Origin of the sequence: Streptomyces novaecaesareae (genome assembly GCF_000716875.1) — a bacterium.
Classification (GTDB): domain Bacteria; phylum Actinomycetota; class Actinomycetes; order Streptomycetales; family Streptomycetaceae; genus Kitasatospora; species Kitasatospora novaecaesareae.
In genome coordinates, this window is the sequence record NZ_JNWQ01000024.1 from 24,748 (window position 1) to 39,531 (window position 14,784).

Annotated in this window: 11 protein-coding genes; 7 read left to right on the forward strand and 4 right to left on the reverse strand. The window is 71.8% G+C overall.

What is annotated here, in order from left to right; translation table 11 throughout:
• Nucleotides 1-45 precede the first annotated feature (45 nt).
• A complete protein-coding gene (locus OP86_RS11735) occupies nucleotides 46-1,233 on the reverse strand; it encodes a glycine C-acetyltransferase (protein WP_030056679.1) in 1,188 nt (395 codons plus the stop codon).
• 30 nt (nucleotides 1,234-1,263) lie between these two features.
• The gene (gene tdh / locus OP86_RS11740) at nucleotides 1,264-2,292 is read right to left on the reverse strand and encodes an L-threonine 3-dehydrogenase (protein ID WP_030056678.1); all 1,029 of its coding nucleotides are present in this window, start codon (nucleotides 2,290-2,292) and stop codon (nucleotides 1,264-1,266) included.
• Nucleotides 2,293-2,830: 538 nt separating this feature from the next.
• Between tdh and OP86_RS11745 the strand changes: the two genes are divergently transcribed.
• Nucleotides 2,831-4,264 (forward strand): serine hydrolase domain-containing protein, encoded by a 1,434-nt coding sequence (locus OP86_RS11745; protein WP_063832352.1) that lies wholly within the window; start codon nucleotides 2,831-2,833, stop codon nucleotides 4,262-4,264.
• Between the two features lie 61 nt (nucleotides 4,265-4,325).
• On the opposite strand, the gene OP86_RS11750 is transcribed toward OP86_RS11745, so the two are convergent.
• Nucleotides 4,326-5,387, reverse strand: coding sequence for an ATP-dependent DNA ligase (locus tag OP86_RS11750; protein WP_030056676.1), 1,062 nt, complete (start codon nucleotides 5,385-5,387; stop codon nucleotides 4,326-4,328).
• A 66-nt stretch (nucleotides 5,388-5,453) separates the two neighbouring features.
• Between OP86_RS11750 and ligD the strand changes: the two genes are divergently transcribed.
• Nucleotides 5,454-6,461, forward strand: a complete 1,008-nt coding sequence (gene ligD, locus OP86_RS11755) for a non-homologous end-joining DNA ligase (protein ID WP_209440340.1) — start codon at nucleotides 5,454-5,456, stop codon at nucleotides 6,459-6,461.
• Nucleotides 6,462-6,565: 104 nt separating this feature from the next.
• Entirely contained in the window at nucleotides 6,566-7,216 is a 651-nt protein-coding gene (locus tag OP86_RS11760) for a GNAT family N-acetyltransferase (RefSeq protein ID WP_030056674.1), read from the forward strand.
• Between the two features lie 20 nt (nucleotides 7,217-7,236).
• On the opposite strand, the gene OP86_RS11765 is transcribed toward OP86_RS11760, so the two are convergent.
• Nucleotides 7,237-8,427 (reverse strand): 8-amino-7-oxononanoate synthase, encoded by a 1,191-nt coding sequence (locus OP86_RS11765; RefSeq protein WP_033331661.1) that lies wholly within the window; start codon nucleotides 8,425-8,427, stop codon nucleotides 7,237-7,239.
• A gap of 181 nt (nucleotides 8,428-8,608) precedes the next feature.
• Between OP86_RS11765 and OP86_RS11770 the strand changes: the two genes are divergently transcribed.
• The 4 genes from OP86_RS11770 (at nucleotide 8,609) to OP86_RS11785 (ending at nucleotide 14,687) form a co-directional block, all read left to right on the forward strand.
• Nucleotides 8,609-9,058: a WXG100 family type VII secretion target gene (locus tag OP86_RS11770; protein ID WP_157849715.1), complete on the forward strand. Its 450-nt coding sequence runs from the start codon at nucleotides 8,609-8,611 to the stop codon at nucleotides 9,056-9,058.
• Between the two features lie 31 nt (nucleotides 9,059-9,089).
• Nucleotides 9,090-11,369: a CHAD domain-containing protein gene (locus tag OP86_RS11775; protein WP_030056671.1), complete on the forward strand. Its 2,280-nt coding sequence runs from the start codon at nucleotides 9,090-9,092 to the stop codon at nucleotides 11,367-11,369.
• A 3-nt stretch (nucleotides 11,370-11,372) separates the two neighbouring features.
• Nucleotides 11,373-12,095, forward strand: a complete 723-nt coding sequence (locus OP86_RS11780) for a hypothetical protein (protein WP_030056670.1) — start codon at nucleotides 11,373-11,375, stop codon at nucleotides 12,093-12,095.
• 99 nt (nucleotides 12,096-12,194) lie between these two features.
• Nucleotides 12,195-14,687 (forward strand): DEAD/DEAH box helicase, encoded by a 2,493-nt coding sequence (locus OP86_RS11785; RefSeq protein ID WP_425337756.1) that lies wholly within the window; start codon nucleotides 12,195-12,197, stop codon nucleotides 14,685-14,687.
• Nucleotides 14,688-14,784: the final 97 nt, after the last annotated feature.

Below are 14,784 nucleotides of genomic sequence, written 5' to 3' on the forward strand. Positions count from 1 at the left end.
CCCACGGGCAGTCGGTGCGGGCCCCTGCCGGGCCCGAAGCGGGTGCTACAGCGCGGCGCGGGCGTCCACGAAGGCGGCGACGGCGCGCTCGACGTCCTCGGTGGAGTGCGCCGCGGACAGCTGCACCCGGATCCGGGCCTGGCCGAGCGGGACCACCGGGTAGGAGAAACCGATCACGTACACGCCGCGCTCCAGCAGCAGTTCGGCGAGCCGGCCGGCCTCGGCCGCGTCGCCGATCATGACCGGGGCGATCGGGTGGTCGCCGGGCAGGATCTCGAACCCGGCCTCGGTCATCTTCGTCCGGAACAGCGCGGTGTTGGCCGCCAGCTTCTCGCGCAGCTCGGTGGAGCGCTCGACCAGGTCGAGCACCTTCAGCGAGGCGGCCGCGATGACCGGGGCCAGCGAGTTGGAGAACAGGTACGGGCGGGAGCGCTGGCGCAGCAGCGCGACGATCTCCCGGCGGGCGGCGACGTAGCCGCCGGAGGCGCCGCCGAGGGCCTTGCCGAGGGTGCCGGTGATGATGTCCACGCGGTCCATCACGCCGTGCAGTTCGGGGGTGCCGCGGCCGTTCGCGCCGACGAAGCCGACGGCGTGCGAGTCGTCGACCATGACCATCGCGCCGTAGCGCTCGGCCAGGTCGCAGATCTCCGGCAGCGGGGCGACGTAGCCGTCCATGGAGAAGACGCCGTCGGTGACGATCAGGCGGCGGCGGGCGTCCTGGGTGTCCTGGAGCTGCTTCTCCAGGTCGGCCATGTCGCGGTTGGCGTAGCGGTGGCGGCGGGCCTTGCTGAGCCGGATGCCGTCGATGATGCTGGCGTGGTTGAGCGCGTCGGAGATGACGGCGTCCCGGTCGTCCAGCAGGGTCTCGAAGACACCGCCGTTGGCGTCGAAGCAGGAGGAGTAGAGGATCGTGTCCTCCTGGCCGAGGAAGGCCGAGAGGCGGTCCTCCAGCTCCTTGTGGACGTCCTGGGTGCCGCAGATGAAGCGGACCGAGGCCATGCCGTAGCCCCAGCGGTCCAGGGCGTCCTTGGCCGCGGCCAGCACCTCGGGGTGGTCGGCCAGGCCGAGGTAGTTGTTGGCGCAGAAGTTCAGCACCTCGCCGGGCTTGCCGCCGCCGGTGACGGTGACGGCGGCGCTCTGCGGGGTCCCGATGACCCGCTCGGGCTTGAACAGGCCGGCCTCGCGGATCTCGTCGAGGGTGGTGGCGATGTCGGCGCGCACGTTGTCGAACACAACAGGCTCCTTTTGCGTCGGCGGGGTGGCTCAGGCGGTCCAGTCGAGGATGATCTTGCCGCAGTTGCCGCTCGCGGCGTCGTCGAAGGCGGCCTCGAAGTCGGTGGCGGCGTAGCGGCCGGTGATGACCGGGCTGAGGTCCAGGCCGCCCTCCAGCAGGACGGACATCGCGTACCAGGTCTCGAACATCTCGCGGCCGTAGATGCCCTTGATGGTGATCATCGAGGTGACGATGCGCGCCCAGTCGACGGCGAAGTCGTCGGCCGGCAGGCCGAGCATGGCGATCTTCCCGCCGTGGGTCATGTTGGCGATCATCGACTGCATCGCCTCGGGGCGGCCGGACATCTCCAGGCCGACGTCGAAGCCCTCGCGCAGGCCCAGCTTCTGCTGGCCCTCCTCGATGGTGTGCTCGGCGACGTTGAGCGCCAGCGTCACGCCGACCTCGCGGGCCAGGTCGAGGCGGTACGGGGAGACGTCGGTGATCATCACGTTGCGGGCGCCGGCGTGCTTGGCGACGGCGGCGGCCATGATGCCGATCGGGCCGGCGCCGGTGACCAGCACGTCCTCGCCGACCAGCGGGAAGGACAGCGCGGTGTGCACGGCGTTGCCGAAGGGGTCGAAGATCGCGGCCACGTCCAGGTCGACCGGCACCCGGTGCACCCAGACGTTGGAGGCGGGCAGGGCCACGTACTCGGCGAAGGCGCCGTCCCGGTTGACGCCCAGGCCGACGGTGTTGCGGCACAGGTGGCGGCGGCCGGCCAGGCAGTTGCGGCACTTGCCGCAGACCAGGTGGCCCTCGCCGCTGACCAGGTCGCCGATCGCGATGTCCGTGACGCCGGCGCCGAGCTCGGCGACCTCGCCGACGAACTCGTGGCCGATCGTCATCGGCGTCCTGATGGTCTGCTGTGCCCAGCCGTCCCACTTGCGGATGTGCAGGTCGGTGCCGCAGATGCCGGTCCGCAGCACCTTGATCAGCACCTCGCCGGGGCCGATCTCGGGCTTCGGGACGTCGATCATCCAGAGGCCGGGCTCGGCCTTCTGCTTGACGAGTGCCTTCACGGGCGACGGCTCCTGACGTGCGGGTGGGACGGCCTTCGAGGGTCGGGCAGGCCGAGGTGGCCCGGTTCGGCCGCTCCTGGCGGGCGCACTCCGGGCAGGCAGAAATCTGCCTGGTGGGGGCGGGTGCGGTCCATCGAGGAATTCTTAAGGGCGGCCACAGCTGGGCTAAACGATCGTGCCCGAGCAGCGGCCGGGGGCGGGTGCGGCGTGCCGGTGCTCACCCGGTCGGCCGAGCGCGGGCGGCTTTCCCGACACCAACCGGCGGGTGGGCGGCGGTACTTGACAGCGCCGCGGAGCCGTTGACGACGGGCGGGTGCCGGCTACGGGCGCCCGCGCCGCCAGTCGGGTTGGGGCACTCGGCTGACGGCGGGCCCGTTCGGATCAGCCGGAAGACGGCCCGCGCGCGGCCCGGCGACCACGGTGCTTACGGTGGCGACGCTCCCCCACGGCCCCGTGGAGCAGCGCTCCGGCCCTGTCGAGCACCGCTCCGGGGCCCTTCGCCAAGGGGCCGTCCGCCCCAGAGAGGCGCTCTCCGCACATGACCAAGACCCGACGGCCCCGCCCGGCCGCCCCCCGTCCGGCCACCGCCCGCTCCGCCGGCCGTTCCACCGGCCGTTCCGCCGGTCGCGCGACCGCCGCCGCCCTGGCCCTGACCGGCCTGCTCGCCACCGCGGCCTGCTCCGGCGACTCCAAGCCCGCGCAGCAGGCCGGCGGCGCGGGCGTCAACGCCGAACCGGCCGCGCTCAGCCCGTCCGCGACCGCCTCGGCGAACGTGTCCTCGGGCGCGGTGGTGCCGCTGACCCCCGACGTCACCTCCCGGCTGGACTCGACGATCCAGCAGGTGATGGCCCAGACCTCGGTGCCCGGCATCTCGGTCGGGATCATCACGCCGAGCGGGACGTACCAGAAGTCCTTCGGCGTCGCCGACAAAACCACCGGGGCGGCGATGGACCCCGGGCTCTACTCGCGGATCGGCAGCGAGTCCAAGACCTTCACCGCGACCGCCGTCCTGCGACTGGTGGACCAGGGCAAGGTCGGCCTGGACGACCCGATCTCCAAGTACGTGGACGGCGTGCCCGGCGGCAACGGGATCACCGTCCGCGAGCTGGGCGAGATGCGCAGCGGCCTGTTCCCGTACAGCTCCGACCCGGACTTCGTGAAGACGCTGATCGGCGACCCGAACCACGTGTTCACCCCCGACCAGTTGCTCGCCTACGGGTACAAGCACCCCGCCGTGTCCCCGCCCGGGACGCAGTTCCAGTACAACAACAGCAACTACATCATCCTCGGCAAGCTGATCGAGAAGCTCAGCGGCCAGACCGCCGGCGGATTCCTCAAGGACCAGGTGTTCACGCCGGCCTCGCTGGCCAAGACGAGCTTCCCCGTCGACTCGGCCATCCCCGACCCGCACTCCCACGGCTACACCAACCAGACGCCCACCGGCGCGGTCGAGGACGCCACCAACTGGAACCCGTCCTGGGCCTGGACCGCCGGGGCCGTCATCACCACCCTCGCCGACCTGGAGAGCTGGGCGAAGACCATGGCCACCGGCGCCATCGTCAACCCGGCCACCCAGGCCGAGCGCCTGAAGACCCTGCCGACCGGGGACCCGGGCGTCACCTACGGCTTCGGGCTGTTCGACAACCACGGCTGGATCGGGCACAACGGCTCGATGCCGGGTTACGAGAGCGTGGCGGTGTACCTGCCGGAGGCCCAGAGCACGCTGACGCTGCTGCTCAACACCGATGTGCTGTACCAGGGTTCGGAGCCGTCCTCGCTGTTCGCGAACGCCATCACCAAGATCATCTCGCCGAAGAACCTCTACTCGATCCCGCCGGCGACCGCCGCGCCGTCGGCCCCGGGCTCGGGCTCGCCGTACGGCGAGGCTTCCCGGGGCGCCTCCGGGGCCGCCTCGGCGGGCGGGCCCTCCACCGCCCCGGGCGGCAGCGCGCCGTCCACCGTGCGGACCTGACCACTGCCCCCGACGCCAAGGGCCCCGATCCGGTCGACCGGATCGGGGCCCTGACACTACGTCAGATACCCAGCACCCGCGCCAGGTCGTAGGAGACCGGCTCCTCCAACTGCTCGTAGCTGCAGCTCTCCGGCGTGCGGTCCGGCCGCCAGCGGCGGAACTGCGCGGTGTGCCGGAAACGGGTGCCCTCCATGTGGTCGTACGCCACCTCCACCACCCGCTCGGGGCGCAGCGCGATCCACGAGAGGTCCTTGCCGCCGGTCCAGCGGCTGACCGCGCCCGGCAGCCGGCCCTCGGCGTGCGCGGCCTCCTCCGCCCAGCCGCCCCACGGGTGTTGGGCGAGGTCGTCCGTCCTGAGCGGGGCCAGCTCCTCGACCAGTTCGCGGCGGCGGGCCATGGAGAAGGCGGCGCACACGCCGACGTGCTGGAGCTTCCGTTGGTCGTCGTAGATGCCCAGCAGCAGCGAGCCGACGACCGGGCCGCTCTTGTGCTCGCGGTAGCCGGCCACCACGCAGTCGGCGGTGCGCTCGTGCTTGATCTTGAACATGGTCCGCTCCCCCGGCCGGTACGGCTGGTCCAGCGGCTTGGCCACCACCCCGTCCAGCCCGGCACCCTCGTACTCGGCGAACCAGGTCCGCGCCAGGGCGGGATCGGTGGAGGCGGGGGCGGTGAACACCGGGTCGACGGCGCCCGCCAGCGCGGCCTCCAGGGCCGGGCGGCGCACCGACAACGGCTCGTCCAGCAGGGAGTCCTCCCCGAGGGCGAGCAGGTCGAAGGCGACGAAGGAGGCCGGCGTCCGCTCCGCGAGCAGCTTCACCCGGCTCGCGGCCGGGTGGATGCGCTCCAGCAGTTCCTCGAAGCGCAGCCGGCCGTCCCGGGCGATCACCACCTCGCCGTCCAGCACGCAGCGCGGCGGCAGCTCCCGCCGCAGGGCCTCGACCAGTTCGGGGAAGTACCTGGTCAACGGCTTGCCGGTGCGGCTGCCGAGCTCCACCTCGCCGCCGTCGCGGAACACGATGGTGCGGAAGCCGTCCCACTTGGCCTCGTACTGCATCCCGGGCGGGATCTTGGCCACCGACTTGGCGAGCATCGGCGCCACCGGCGGCATCACGGGCAGGTCCATGCGGTCCAGCCTCGCGCGGTTCGCCTCGGGGCGCGCGGCGGCCGTACGGCGCTTAGCGTGAGGGGCATGGGCTCAGCCGTGGAACTGGAAGTCGCCGGGCGCACCGTCCGGCTGTCGAACCCGGACAAGGTGTACTACCCCGAGCGCGGCTTCACCAAGCTGGACGTCGCGCAGTACTACCTGGCCGTCGCCGACGGCGTGCTGCGCGGCCTGCGCGACCGGCCCACCACGCTGCAGCGCTTCCCGGACGGCGTGGACGGCGAGTTCTTCTACCAGAAGCGCGCCCCCAAGGGCCTGCCGGACTGGCTGCCCACCGCGCGCATCAACTTCCCCAGCGGCCGCTCCGCCGACGAGATCTGCCCGACCGAACCGGCCGCCGTCCTGTGGGCGGCCAACCTCGGCTGCCTCACCTTCCACCCCTGGCCGGTACGGCGCACCGACACCGACCACGTCGACGAACTGCGCATCGACCTCGACCCGCAGCCCGGCACCGACTTCCACGACGCCGTCCGCGCCGCCCACGAGCTGCGCGCCCTCCTGGAGGAGTACGGGCTGCGCGGCTGGCCCAAGTCCTCCGGCGGGCGCGGCCTGCACGTCTACGTGCCGCTGGCACCCGAATGGACCTTCACCGACGGACGGCACGCGGTGATCGCCCTCGGCCGGGTCCTGGAGCAGCGGATGCCGGGGAAGGTCACCACCGCGTGGTGGAAGGAGGAACGCGGCGAGCGGATCTTCGTCGACTACAACCAGATGGCCCGCGACCGCACCATCGCCTCCGCCTACTCGCTGCGCGCCCGCCCCCGCGCCACCGCCTCCGCCCCGCTGCGCTGGGAGGAGCTGGACGACGCCGCCCCGGAGGACTTCGACCTGCGCACCGTCCCCGCCCGCTTCGCCGAACTCGGCGACCTGAACGCGGAGATGGACGGCCGGGAATACCGCCTCGAAGGCCTGCTGGAGCTCTACGAGAAGCAGGTGCACGACGAGGGCCTCGGCGAGCTCCCCTACCCGCCCGACCACCCCAAGGCGGCGGGCGAGCCGACCAGGGTCCAGCCGAGCCGGGCGAAGAAGACGTAGGGCGTGTCTGACAATTCGCGTGCGCCCGGCGGGAATTGTCAGACACGCCCTAGGCTGATCCCTCCGACGGACGACGGACGTTCGACGGGCAGGGGAGGGCTCGGATGAGCGCGCGGGGGCTGGCGGAGATCCTGACGGACGCGGCGGGCGGGCTGTTCCCGCCGCCGGACGGGTCGGTGACGGTGGTGCCGCAGACGTCGCCGCGCGACGCCGGGGTGGTGTCCTTCGCGGCGCACGCGGTCGTCTTCACCGACGAGGACCCGGACTGGGTGCGCCGGACCCTCGCGGCCGACCCCGGCGACCCGCTGTCCGCGCCGCTCTGCCCGCCGTTCCTGAGCGCCTTCGCCGACCGCACCGGGCGGGTGGTCAACAACATCGACCTGCTGTCGGTCGCCGGCCGTCTGCCGGGCGGGCCGCCGCTGCCGCTGGCCGAGGTCGAGGACCGCGCACACCCCCGGGTGGTCCGTGCCCTGCGCTACCGCGAGGACGTCCGGGTGTTCACCACCGACGGCGCCACCCTGGTGCTCGGGCGCGGGGTGGCCGGCCGCTGGGAGTGCGCCATCGAGGTCGACCCGCAGGCCGCCGGCCGTGGCCTCGGCCGCGCCCTGGCCACCGCCGCCCGCCACCTGCTGCCCGGGGGCGAGTCCGTCTGGGCCCAGCAGGCCCCCGGCAACGCCCCCAGCGTCCGCGCCTTCCAGGCCGCCGGCTACCGCCCGGTCGGCGCGGAGGTGCTGCTGGTGCCGGGGCGTCTCTGACGATTCCCGCCGGACAGGTCTTAGGCGTGCCGGGCGCCCGCCGGGGCCAGCTCGGCGATGATCCGGACGGCGTCCGCGATCTGGGTGTCCGTGAGGTCGCCGCGGGCCGTCAGCCGCAGCCGGGAGATGCCGTCCGGGACGGACGGCGGGCGGAAGCAGCCCACCGCGAGGCCTGCCCGCCGGCAGTCGGCAGCCCAGGCGACGGCAGCCTCCGGGCCCGGGGCGCGGACCGAGACCACGGCCGCGTCCGGCTCGCAGGCGTGCAGCCCCTCGGCGGTCAGCCGGGCGGAGAGCGTACGGGCGACCTCGCGGGCCCGGTCGGCGCGCTCCGGTTCGGCCCGCAGCAGGCGCAGCGCGGCCAGGGCGGCGCCGACGGCGGCCGGGGCGAGGCCGGTGTCGAAGATGAAGGTGCGGGCCGTCTCCGTCAGGTGCCGGATCACCCGGCGCGGGCCGAGCACCGCGCCGCCCTGCGAGCCGAGCGACTTCGACAGGGTCACGGTGGCGACGGTGTCCGGCGCCCCGGCCAGCCCGGCCGCCGCCAGCGCACCGCGCCCGCCGGGGCCGAGCACGCCCAGCCCGTGCGCGTCGTCCACCAGCAGCGCGGCCCCGTGCGCCCGGGCCCCCTCGGACAGCCCGCGCAGCGGCGCCGCGTCCCCGTCCACCGAGAACACCGAGTCGCTCACCACCAGCGCCCGCCGCTGCTCCCGCCCGGCCAGCACGTCGGCGACGGCCGCCGGGTCGCTGTGCGGGGCGCGGTGGACGTCGGCGCGGGAGAGCCGGCAGCCGTCGATCAGCGAGGCGTGGTTGTAGGCGTCGGAGACGATCAGGGTGTCCGAGTCGGTGAGCGCGGTGAGCGCGGCGAGGTTCGCCGTGTACCCGGAGGAGAACACCAGCGCGGCTTCCACCCCGCAGAACTCGGCCAGCTCCTGCTCCAGTTCGGTGTGCAGCGCGGTCGTGCCGGTCACCAGCCGGGAGCCCGTCGACCCACCGCCCCAGCGCAGCGCGGCGTCGGCGGCGGCGCGGGTGACGGCGGGGTGGCGGGTGAGGCCCAGGTAGTCGTTCCCGGCGAGGTCCAGCACCGGGTCGTCCGAGGCCCGGCTGCGCAGGGTGCGGGTGAGTCCGGCGTCGGCGCGCAGCGCGGCGGTCTCGTCGAGCCAGTCGAAGACGTGCGCCTGGGCGGGGTGGGGCTTGGAGGCGAGGGGGTGGACCATGTTCGGCACTCTGGCATGGGGGGCGAGGCGGGGGCAATGTGCGGCTCGGCACACGTTCATCGGTGCCGGAAATCCCTTGTTTACCTGGACTTCATCTCAATATTTCCATCAGTTCATTAGATTTCCCATCTGTGTTCGATCCCTATTACCCTCCCCATCGTCACGAACACGGGGGATGTACATGGCTGACCTGGAATTCGAGCGCCGGATGAATCCGTGGCTCTTCGACGGCAACGGCAACCTGACCGAAGAGGCGAAGAAGCAGTTCCCCGACCTGGCGGGAGCCAACAACGCCCCGGTCTCGCTGAACACGCCGGGCGGCGGCAAAACCGTCGCGGTGAATCCGGGAGTGCTCCAGCAGGCCGCACAGAACGCCTTCGCCCTGCGGGACGCCGTCAAGACCGAGTGCGGTCAGCCGGGGGACCACGTCAACGCTGCGGCCGGCGCGCTCAAGGGCTGGGCCCTCGGCACGGTGCTCCCGGCGTTCTGGGGGACGTGGACCAGCCAGTCCAACGGCCTGCAGGGCACCGTCGGCGACATCGGCACCAACCTCCAGACCACCGCCCAGGGCTACGCGCAGACCGAGAAGGACGTCCACGCCGGGTTCGCGCAGCCGAGCGCCAAGTCCTGACAACCGCGCGAGCAGGGAAGCAACGACGATCATGGTGACGTTCAGTCAGCTCAAGCAGGTCGATCTCGGCAGCCTCGACTCGGCGGCGGGCGACTTCGAGAACCTGGTCCGCACGTGGGACCTCACCCAGCGGATGCAGAACGAGGTCATCGGCACCGTCCAGCAGTCCGGCTGGCACGGCGACACGGCCGGCCTCGCCACCGCCAAACTCACCTGGGCCCGCGACCAGATCCACGCCGCCTTCGAGGAGGCGTCGGCCATCGCCAAGACCCTCCGCGACGCCCACCACGAGCTCACGGCCGCGAAGACGGACCTCGACACCGCCGTGCGGGACGCCACCACCGCCGGCCTCACCGTCGACGGCGAGGGCGCGGTGCACTGGCCCCCGCCCACGACCCAGGAGGACAAGCGGGACGCCGAGTACGCCAAGAGCTGGCAGGCCAAGGCCGAGACCGCGGCCAAGGCCATCGGCGACGCCCTCGACCGCGCCACCGAGGCCGACCAGGACGCCTCCAGGGCCCTCGGCGACGACACCGGCAGCGACGGGACCGCGTTCAACGCCAACCCGGTCGGCGGCATCGCGGAGGAGGAGGCCAAGACCGCGACCTACATCATGAGCCTCGGCGGCCAAGCCTCCGACCAGCAGCTCAAGCACCTCCAGGACATCCTGGACCACCACAACCAGGACCCCCGGTTCGCCACCGCCTTCTACGGCGGCCAGGACCCGGCCGACTTCATGGCCAAGTACGGCGCCATGGCGCAGAGCGGGGACTACGCGAACAGCACGGCCCGCAGCGCCGCCATCAAGGGCATCCAGAAGGACCTCGGCCTCACCCTGGCCACCGCGACCGACACCAAGCAGCCGCTGCACGTCTCGGACGACTGGGAGACCAGGTTCCGCGCCGCGGGCGCCAAGCAGATCCCCGTCCCGCCGGGCGCCGACCCGGCGCACAGCCCGTACGGCTACCAGATCATGTCGAACCTGCTGCGCAACGGGAAGTACGACGCCCACTTCCTCAACCCGATCGCCGAGCACGTCACCCAGCTCACCGAGGAGAACCCCGGCCGCTGGCAGGCCGTGGCCTACAAGAACAGCTACCCGTTCGACGAACTGAAGTTCATCGGGCAGGTCGACAAGGACGGCCACGTCCAGGGCCTCAACCCGCTGTCCGGCATCCTGGACGCCTTCGGCCACAGCCCCGAGGCGGCCACCAAGTTCTTCCACGACCCGACGACGACATACAACCCGGACGGCACCGTCAAGAGCACCGGCGGCGAGAACAACTACGTCAAGCTGTTCACCGCCGGCGGGGACAACTCGCTGCTCAACGACATGAGTTACCCGCTGCGCCCGATGGAGACCAAGCCCGACCCGGCCAACGTCCTGTCGCTCGGCCACGCCCTGGAGGCCGCCGCCACCGGCCGGGCCTGGGACGACACGACCGGCAAGTACCCGCCGCACACGGCGGAGATGAACGACGTGATGAGCAAGGTCGTCGACCGCTTCGGCACCGAGGACGGGCCGAACATGCTGCGCGGCGGGCCGCTCGCCAACCTCAACGGCAGCATCGGCAACATGGCCGCCAACCACATCGGCGACATCGAGAACGCCCTGGACGGGCCCGGCCCGAACAGCGGCGGCCCGAACGCGCGCCTGTCCGTGAACGGCGTCCCCGGCTCCCTCAACCACGACAACACCGCCGTGCTGCTCTCCACGGTCGGCCGGAACACGGACGCGTACGCCACGATCGCCACCGCGCAGCAGGCGTACCAGTCGGCCCAGATCCAGCAGGTCATGCTCCACCCGGAACTGCACCCGGACATGGCCACGGCGATCGAGAACGTGACCATGCCGGGCGGCCAGGTCGCCGGCCTGATCACCCACGCGATGTCGGACGAGATCCAGCAGAACCACGCGATATCCGACAAGGCGATCAACGACGCGATCGACTCCAAGAAGGACATCGCCAAGACGGTCTGGGACAACAGCGGCGGCATCCTGGTGGACAAGATCCCCAAGGCCGGCAGCTTCATCAACGACCAGATCGGCGACATCATGACCCAGGTCGCCGACAGCTACCACGTGGACACCACCAACCAGGGCCGGGACGAGGCGCACAAGACCACCGGCGCGACGGTCCAAGGCTCGCAGCAGGCGGTCGTCAACGCCGTCGAGGACGCCGGCCGCCAGGCCGGACTCGATCAGAACCGGGTGGACGACCTGGCCACTCGCGCCAAGCAGACCATCACCCAGGGCTGGTCCGCCGGCCACAACCTCTACGACCCGACGATGGCCTCGAAGGTGGACTGAACCATGGTCGACATCGCACACACCACCCCGCGCTCGCCCGAGGACCCGCCGCCACCCGCGCGGTGGCGGCGGGCCCTGCCCTGGCTGGCGGGCGTCCTCGCCCTGGCCGTCGTCGTGGGCGGCGGGCTGTGGATCTGGAAGCCGTGGCGCTCGCAGGAACTCCCGCAGAGCGCGTGCTGGTCGGCGCTCTCCAAGGACGACCTGAAGCCGCTGGCCGGAAAGTACGGGAAGGTGACCCAGCAGGGCGCGGCGCGGATCCAGACGCCCGCCGAACCGGACGATCCCGCGAACCGCAGCACCACCTGCCTGCTCGACTGGTTCCCGGACGGGGGCGACGGCAGTCGCACTCTCCTCTCGGTGCTGGTCGCTCCCGCCTTGGACGGGATCGAGGCCGACCGCACCAAGGAGTCCGCAGGGGGCCGCCCGGTCGCCGCACTGGACTTCGGCCCCGGCGCGGCGGGACTGGCCACCACCGAACCGAGTCGCCGCGTCCTGCTCTACGTGCGCTGCGACTTCAAGGCGCCCCCCGGTGGCAAGGCCGCGCAGTACTTCCGCATCGACGTCGGCGGCAACGCGATCGACGGCGCCTCGTCGGCCAAGGCCCGTCAGGCGCACGCCGACATCGCGTTGAAGATCGCGCGGGTCGCCGCCACGGAGTACCGGTGCACCAACCAGGTGCAACTGCCCGCCACCGCGCCCGCCGTCCCGGACCTCACCAAGAGCTGAGCCGGCCGTCGCGCTCCTCCGAATGTCCGACCGCCACCCCGGGCTTTGCCCGGGGTGGCGGCGAGCAGGCAAGATAGCCGGGTGACCCTCCTTGATCTGATGCCGAAGCCCGCCACGCCCGACGCGCTGTACGAGACGTTCGCCGCCTGGGCGGAGGAGCGCGGGATCACGCTGTACCCGGCGCAGGAGGAGGCGCTGATCGAGCTGGTCTCGGGGAACAACGTGATCCTGGCGACGCCGACCGGCTCGGGCAAGAGCCTGGTGGCCGCGGGCGCGCACTTCGCCGCGCTGGCGGAGGGGCAGCGGACCTTCTACACCGCGCCGATCAAGGCGCTGGTGTCGGAGAAGTTCTTCGACCTGGTCAAGATGTTCGGCACCGAGCAGGTCGGCATGATGACCGGCGACGCGAGCGTGAACCCGACCGCGCCGATCATCTGCTGCACCGCCGAGGTGCTGGCCCAGATCGCGCTGCGCGACGGGGCGCGGGCGGACATCGGCCAGGTGGTCATGGACGAGTTCCACTTCTACGCCGAGCCGGACCGCGGCTGGGCCTGGCAGGTCCCGCTGCTGGAGCTGCCGCAGGCCCAGTTCCTGCTGATGTCGGCGACGCTCGGCGACGTGCGCCGGTTCGAGGAGGACCTGACCCGCCGGACCGGCCGTCCGACGACCGTGGTGCGCAACGCGACCCGCCCGGTGCCGCTCTTCTACGACTACCGCCGCACCACGATGCACGACACGCTGGAGGAGCTGCTGACGACCGGCCAGGCGCCGGTCTACGTCGTGCACTTCACCCAGAAGGAGGCGGTGGAGCGGGCGCAGTCGCTGATGAGCATCAACATGTGCTCGAAGGCGGAGAAGGAGGCCATCGCCGCCCTGATCGGCAACTTCCGCTTCACCACCAAGTTCGGCCGCAACCTGTCCCGTTTCGTGCGCCACGGCATCGGCGTGCACCACGCGGGCATGCTGCCGAAGTACCGCCGGCTGGTCGAACGCCTCGCCCAGGCGGGCCTGTTGAAGGTGATCTGCGGGACGGACACGCTCGGCGTGGGCGTCAACGTGCCGATCCGTACGGTGCTGTTCACGGCGCTGTCGAAGTACGACGGACAGCGCGTGCGCATCCTGCGTGCCCGCGAGTTCCACCAGATCGCCGGCCGGGCCGGCCGGGCCGGCTTCGACACCGTCGGCCAGGTGGTCGCGCAGGCGCCGGAGCACGTGATCGAGAACGACAAGGCGATCGCCAAGGCCGGGGACGACCCGAAGAAGAAGCGCAAGGTGGTGCGCAAGAAGGCGCCGGAGGGCTTCGTCGGCTGGACCGAGGAGACCTTCGAGCGGCTGATCGCCGCCGACCCGGAGCCGCTGGTCTCCCGGTTCAAGGTCAGCCACGCGATGCTGCTGTCGGTGATCGGCCGCCCGGGCAACGCCTTCGACGCGATGCGCAAGCTGCTCACCGACAACCACGAGGACAAGGCCGCGCAGCGCCGGCACATCCGCACGGCCATCGCCATCTACCGTTCGCTGTTGGAGGGCGGCGTGGTGGAGCGGCTGCCGGAGCCGGACTCCGAGGGCCGTATCGTCCGGCTCACCCTGGACCTCCAGGAGAACTTCGCGCTCAACCAGCCGCTGTCCACCTTCGCGCTGGCCTCCTTCGAACTCCTCGACCCGACCTCGCCCTCGTACGCGATGGACGTGATCTCCGTCGTCGAGGCGACCCTCGACGACCCGCGCCAGATCCTCGCCGCGCAGCAGAACAAGGCGCGCGGGGAGGCCGTCGGCGAGATGAAGCGCGACGGCATCGAGTACGAGGAGCGGATGGAGCGGCTCCAGGAGATCACCTACCCGAAGCCGCTGGAGGAACTGCTCACCCACGCCTACGAGGTGTACCAGCGGGCGCACCCGTGGATCGGCGACCACCAGCTGCAGCCGAAGTCGGTGGTCCGCGACCTGTACGAGCGGGCGATGACCTTCTCGGACTACGTCGGCTTCTACGAGCTGGCCCGCACCGAGGGCATCGTGCTGCGCTACCTGGCCGGCGCGTTCAAGGCCCTGGAGCAGACCGTCCCCGAGGACGTGAAGACGGACGACCTCAAGGACGTCATCGCCTGGCTCGGCGAGCTGGTCCGCCAGGTCGACTCCAGCCTGCTGGACGAGTGGGAGCAGCTGGCCAACCCGACCGAGGCCGCCACCGCCGAGGTGACGCTGGAGGACAAGGCCGCGCCGGTCACCGCCAACGCGCGGGCCTTCCGGGTGCTGGTGCGCAACGAGATGTTCCGCCGCGTGGAGCTGTGCGCGCTGGAGCAGTGGAACGTGCTCGGCGAACTGGACGGCGAGTACGGCTGGGACGCGGACCGCTGGGCGGACGCCATGGACGGCTACTGGGACGAGTACGACGACCTCGGCACCGGCCCGGATGCGCGCGGCCCGAAGATGCTGATCATCGAGGAGGAGGACTCCGCCTGGAAGGTCCGGCAGATCTTCGACGACCCGGAGGGCGACCACGACTGGGGCATCAGCGCCGAGGTCGACCTGTACGGCTCGGACGAGGAGGGCCGGGCGGTGCTGCGGGTGACCGCGGTGGACCGGCTCGGCGGCTGACGGTTCGGACCCGACTGACGGTTCGTCAACTACCGCGAGGGGGCTCGGCGTTGCCGGGCCCCCTCGGGCTTTCACGTTCGGGTGTTCACCTTCGGGC

What these genes read in the sequence shown, in the direction of transcription:
- OP86_RS11780 (WP_030056670.1), top strand. Translation starts at nt 11,373, where the DNA reads ATGGTCGACATCGCACACACCACCCCGCGCTCGCCCGAGGACCCGCCG.
- ligD (WP_209440340.1), top strand. Translation starts at nt 5,454, where the DNA reads ATGGGCTCAGCCGTGGAACTGGAAGTCGCCGGGCGCACCGTCCGGCTG.
- OP86_RS11745 (WP_063832352.1), top strand. Translation starts at nt 2,831, where the DNA reads ATGACCAAGACCCGACGGCCCCGCCCGGCCGCCCCCCGTCCGGCCACC.
- OP86_RS11770 (WP_157849715.1), top strand. Translation starts at nt 8,609, where the DNA reads ATGGCTGACCTGGAATTCGAGCGCCGGATGAATCCGTGGCTCTTCGAC.
- OP86_RS11775 (WP_030056671.1), top strand. Translation starts at nt 9,090, where the DNA reads ATGGTGACGTTCAGTCAGCTCAAGCAGGTCGATCTCGGCAGCCTCGAC.
- OP86_RS11750 (WP_030056676.1), bottom strand. Translation starts at nt 5,387, where the DNA reads ATGGACCTGCCCGTGATGCCGCCGGTGGCGCCGATGCTCGCCAAGTCG.
- OP86_RS11785 (WP_425337756.1), top strand. Translation starts at nt 12,195, where the DNA reads ATGCCGAAGCCCGCCACGCCCGACGCGCTGTACGAGACGTTCGCCGCC.
- OP86_RS11760 (WP_030056674.1), top strand. Translation starts at nt 6,566, where the DNA reads ATGAGCGCGCGGGGGCTGGCGGAGATCCTGACGGACGCGGCGGGCGGG.
- OP86_RS11765 (WP_033331661.1), bottom strand. Translation starts at nt 8,427, where the DNA reads ATGGTCCACCCCCTCGCCTCCAAGCCCCACCCCGCCCAGGCGCACGTC.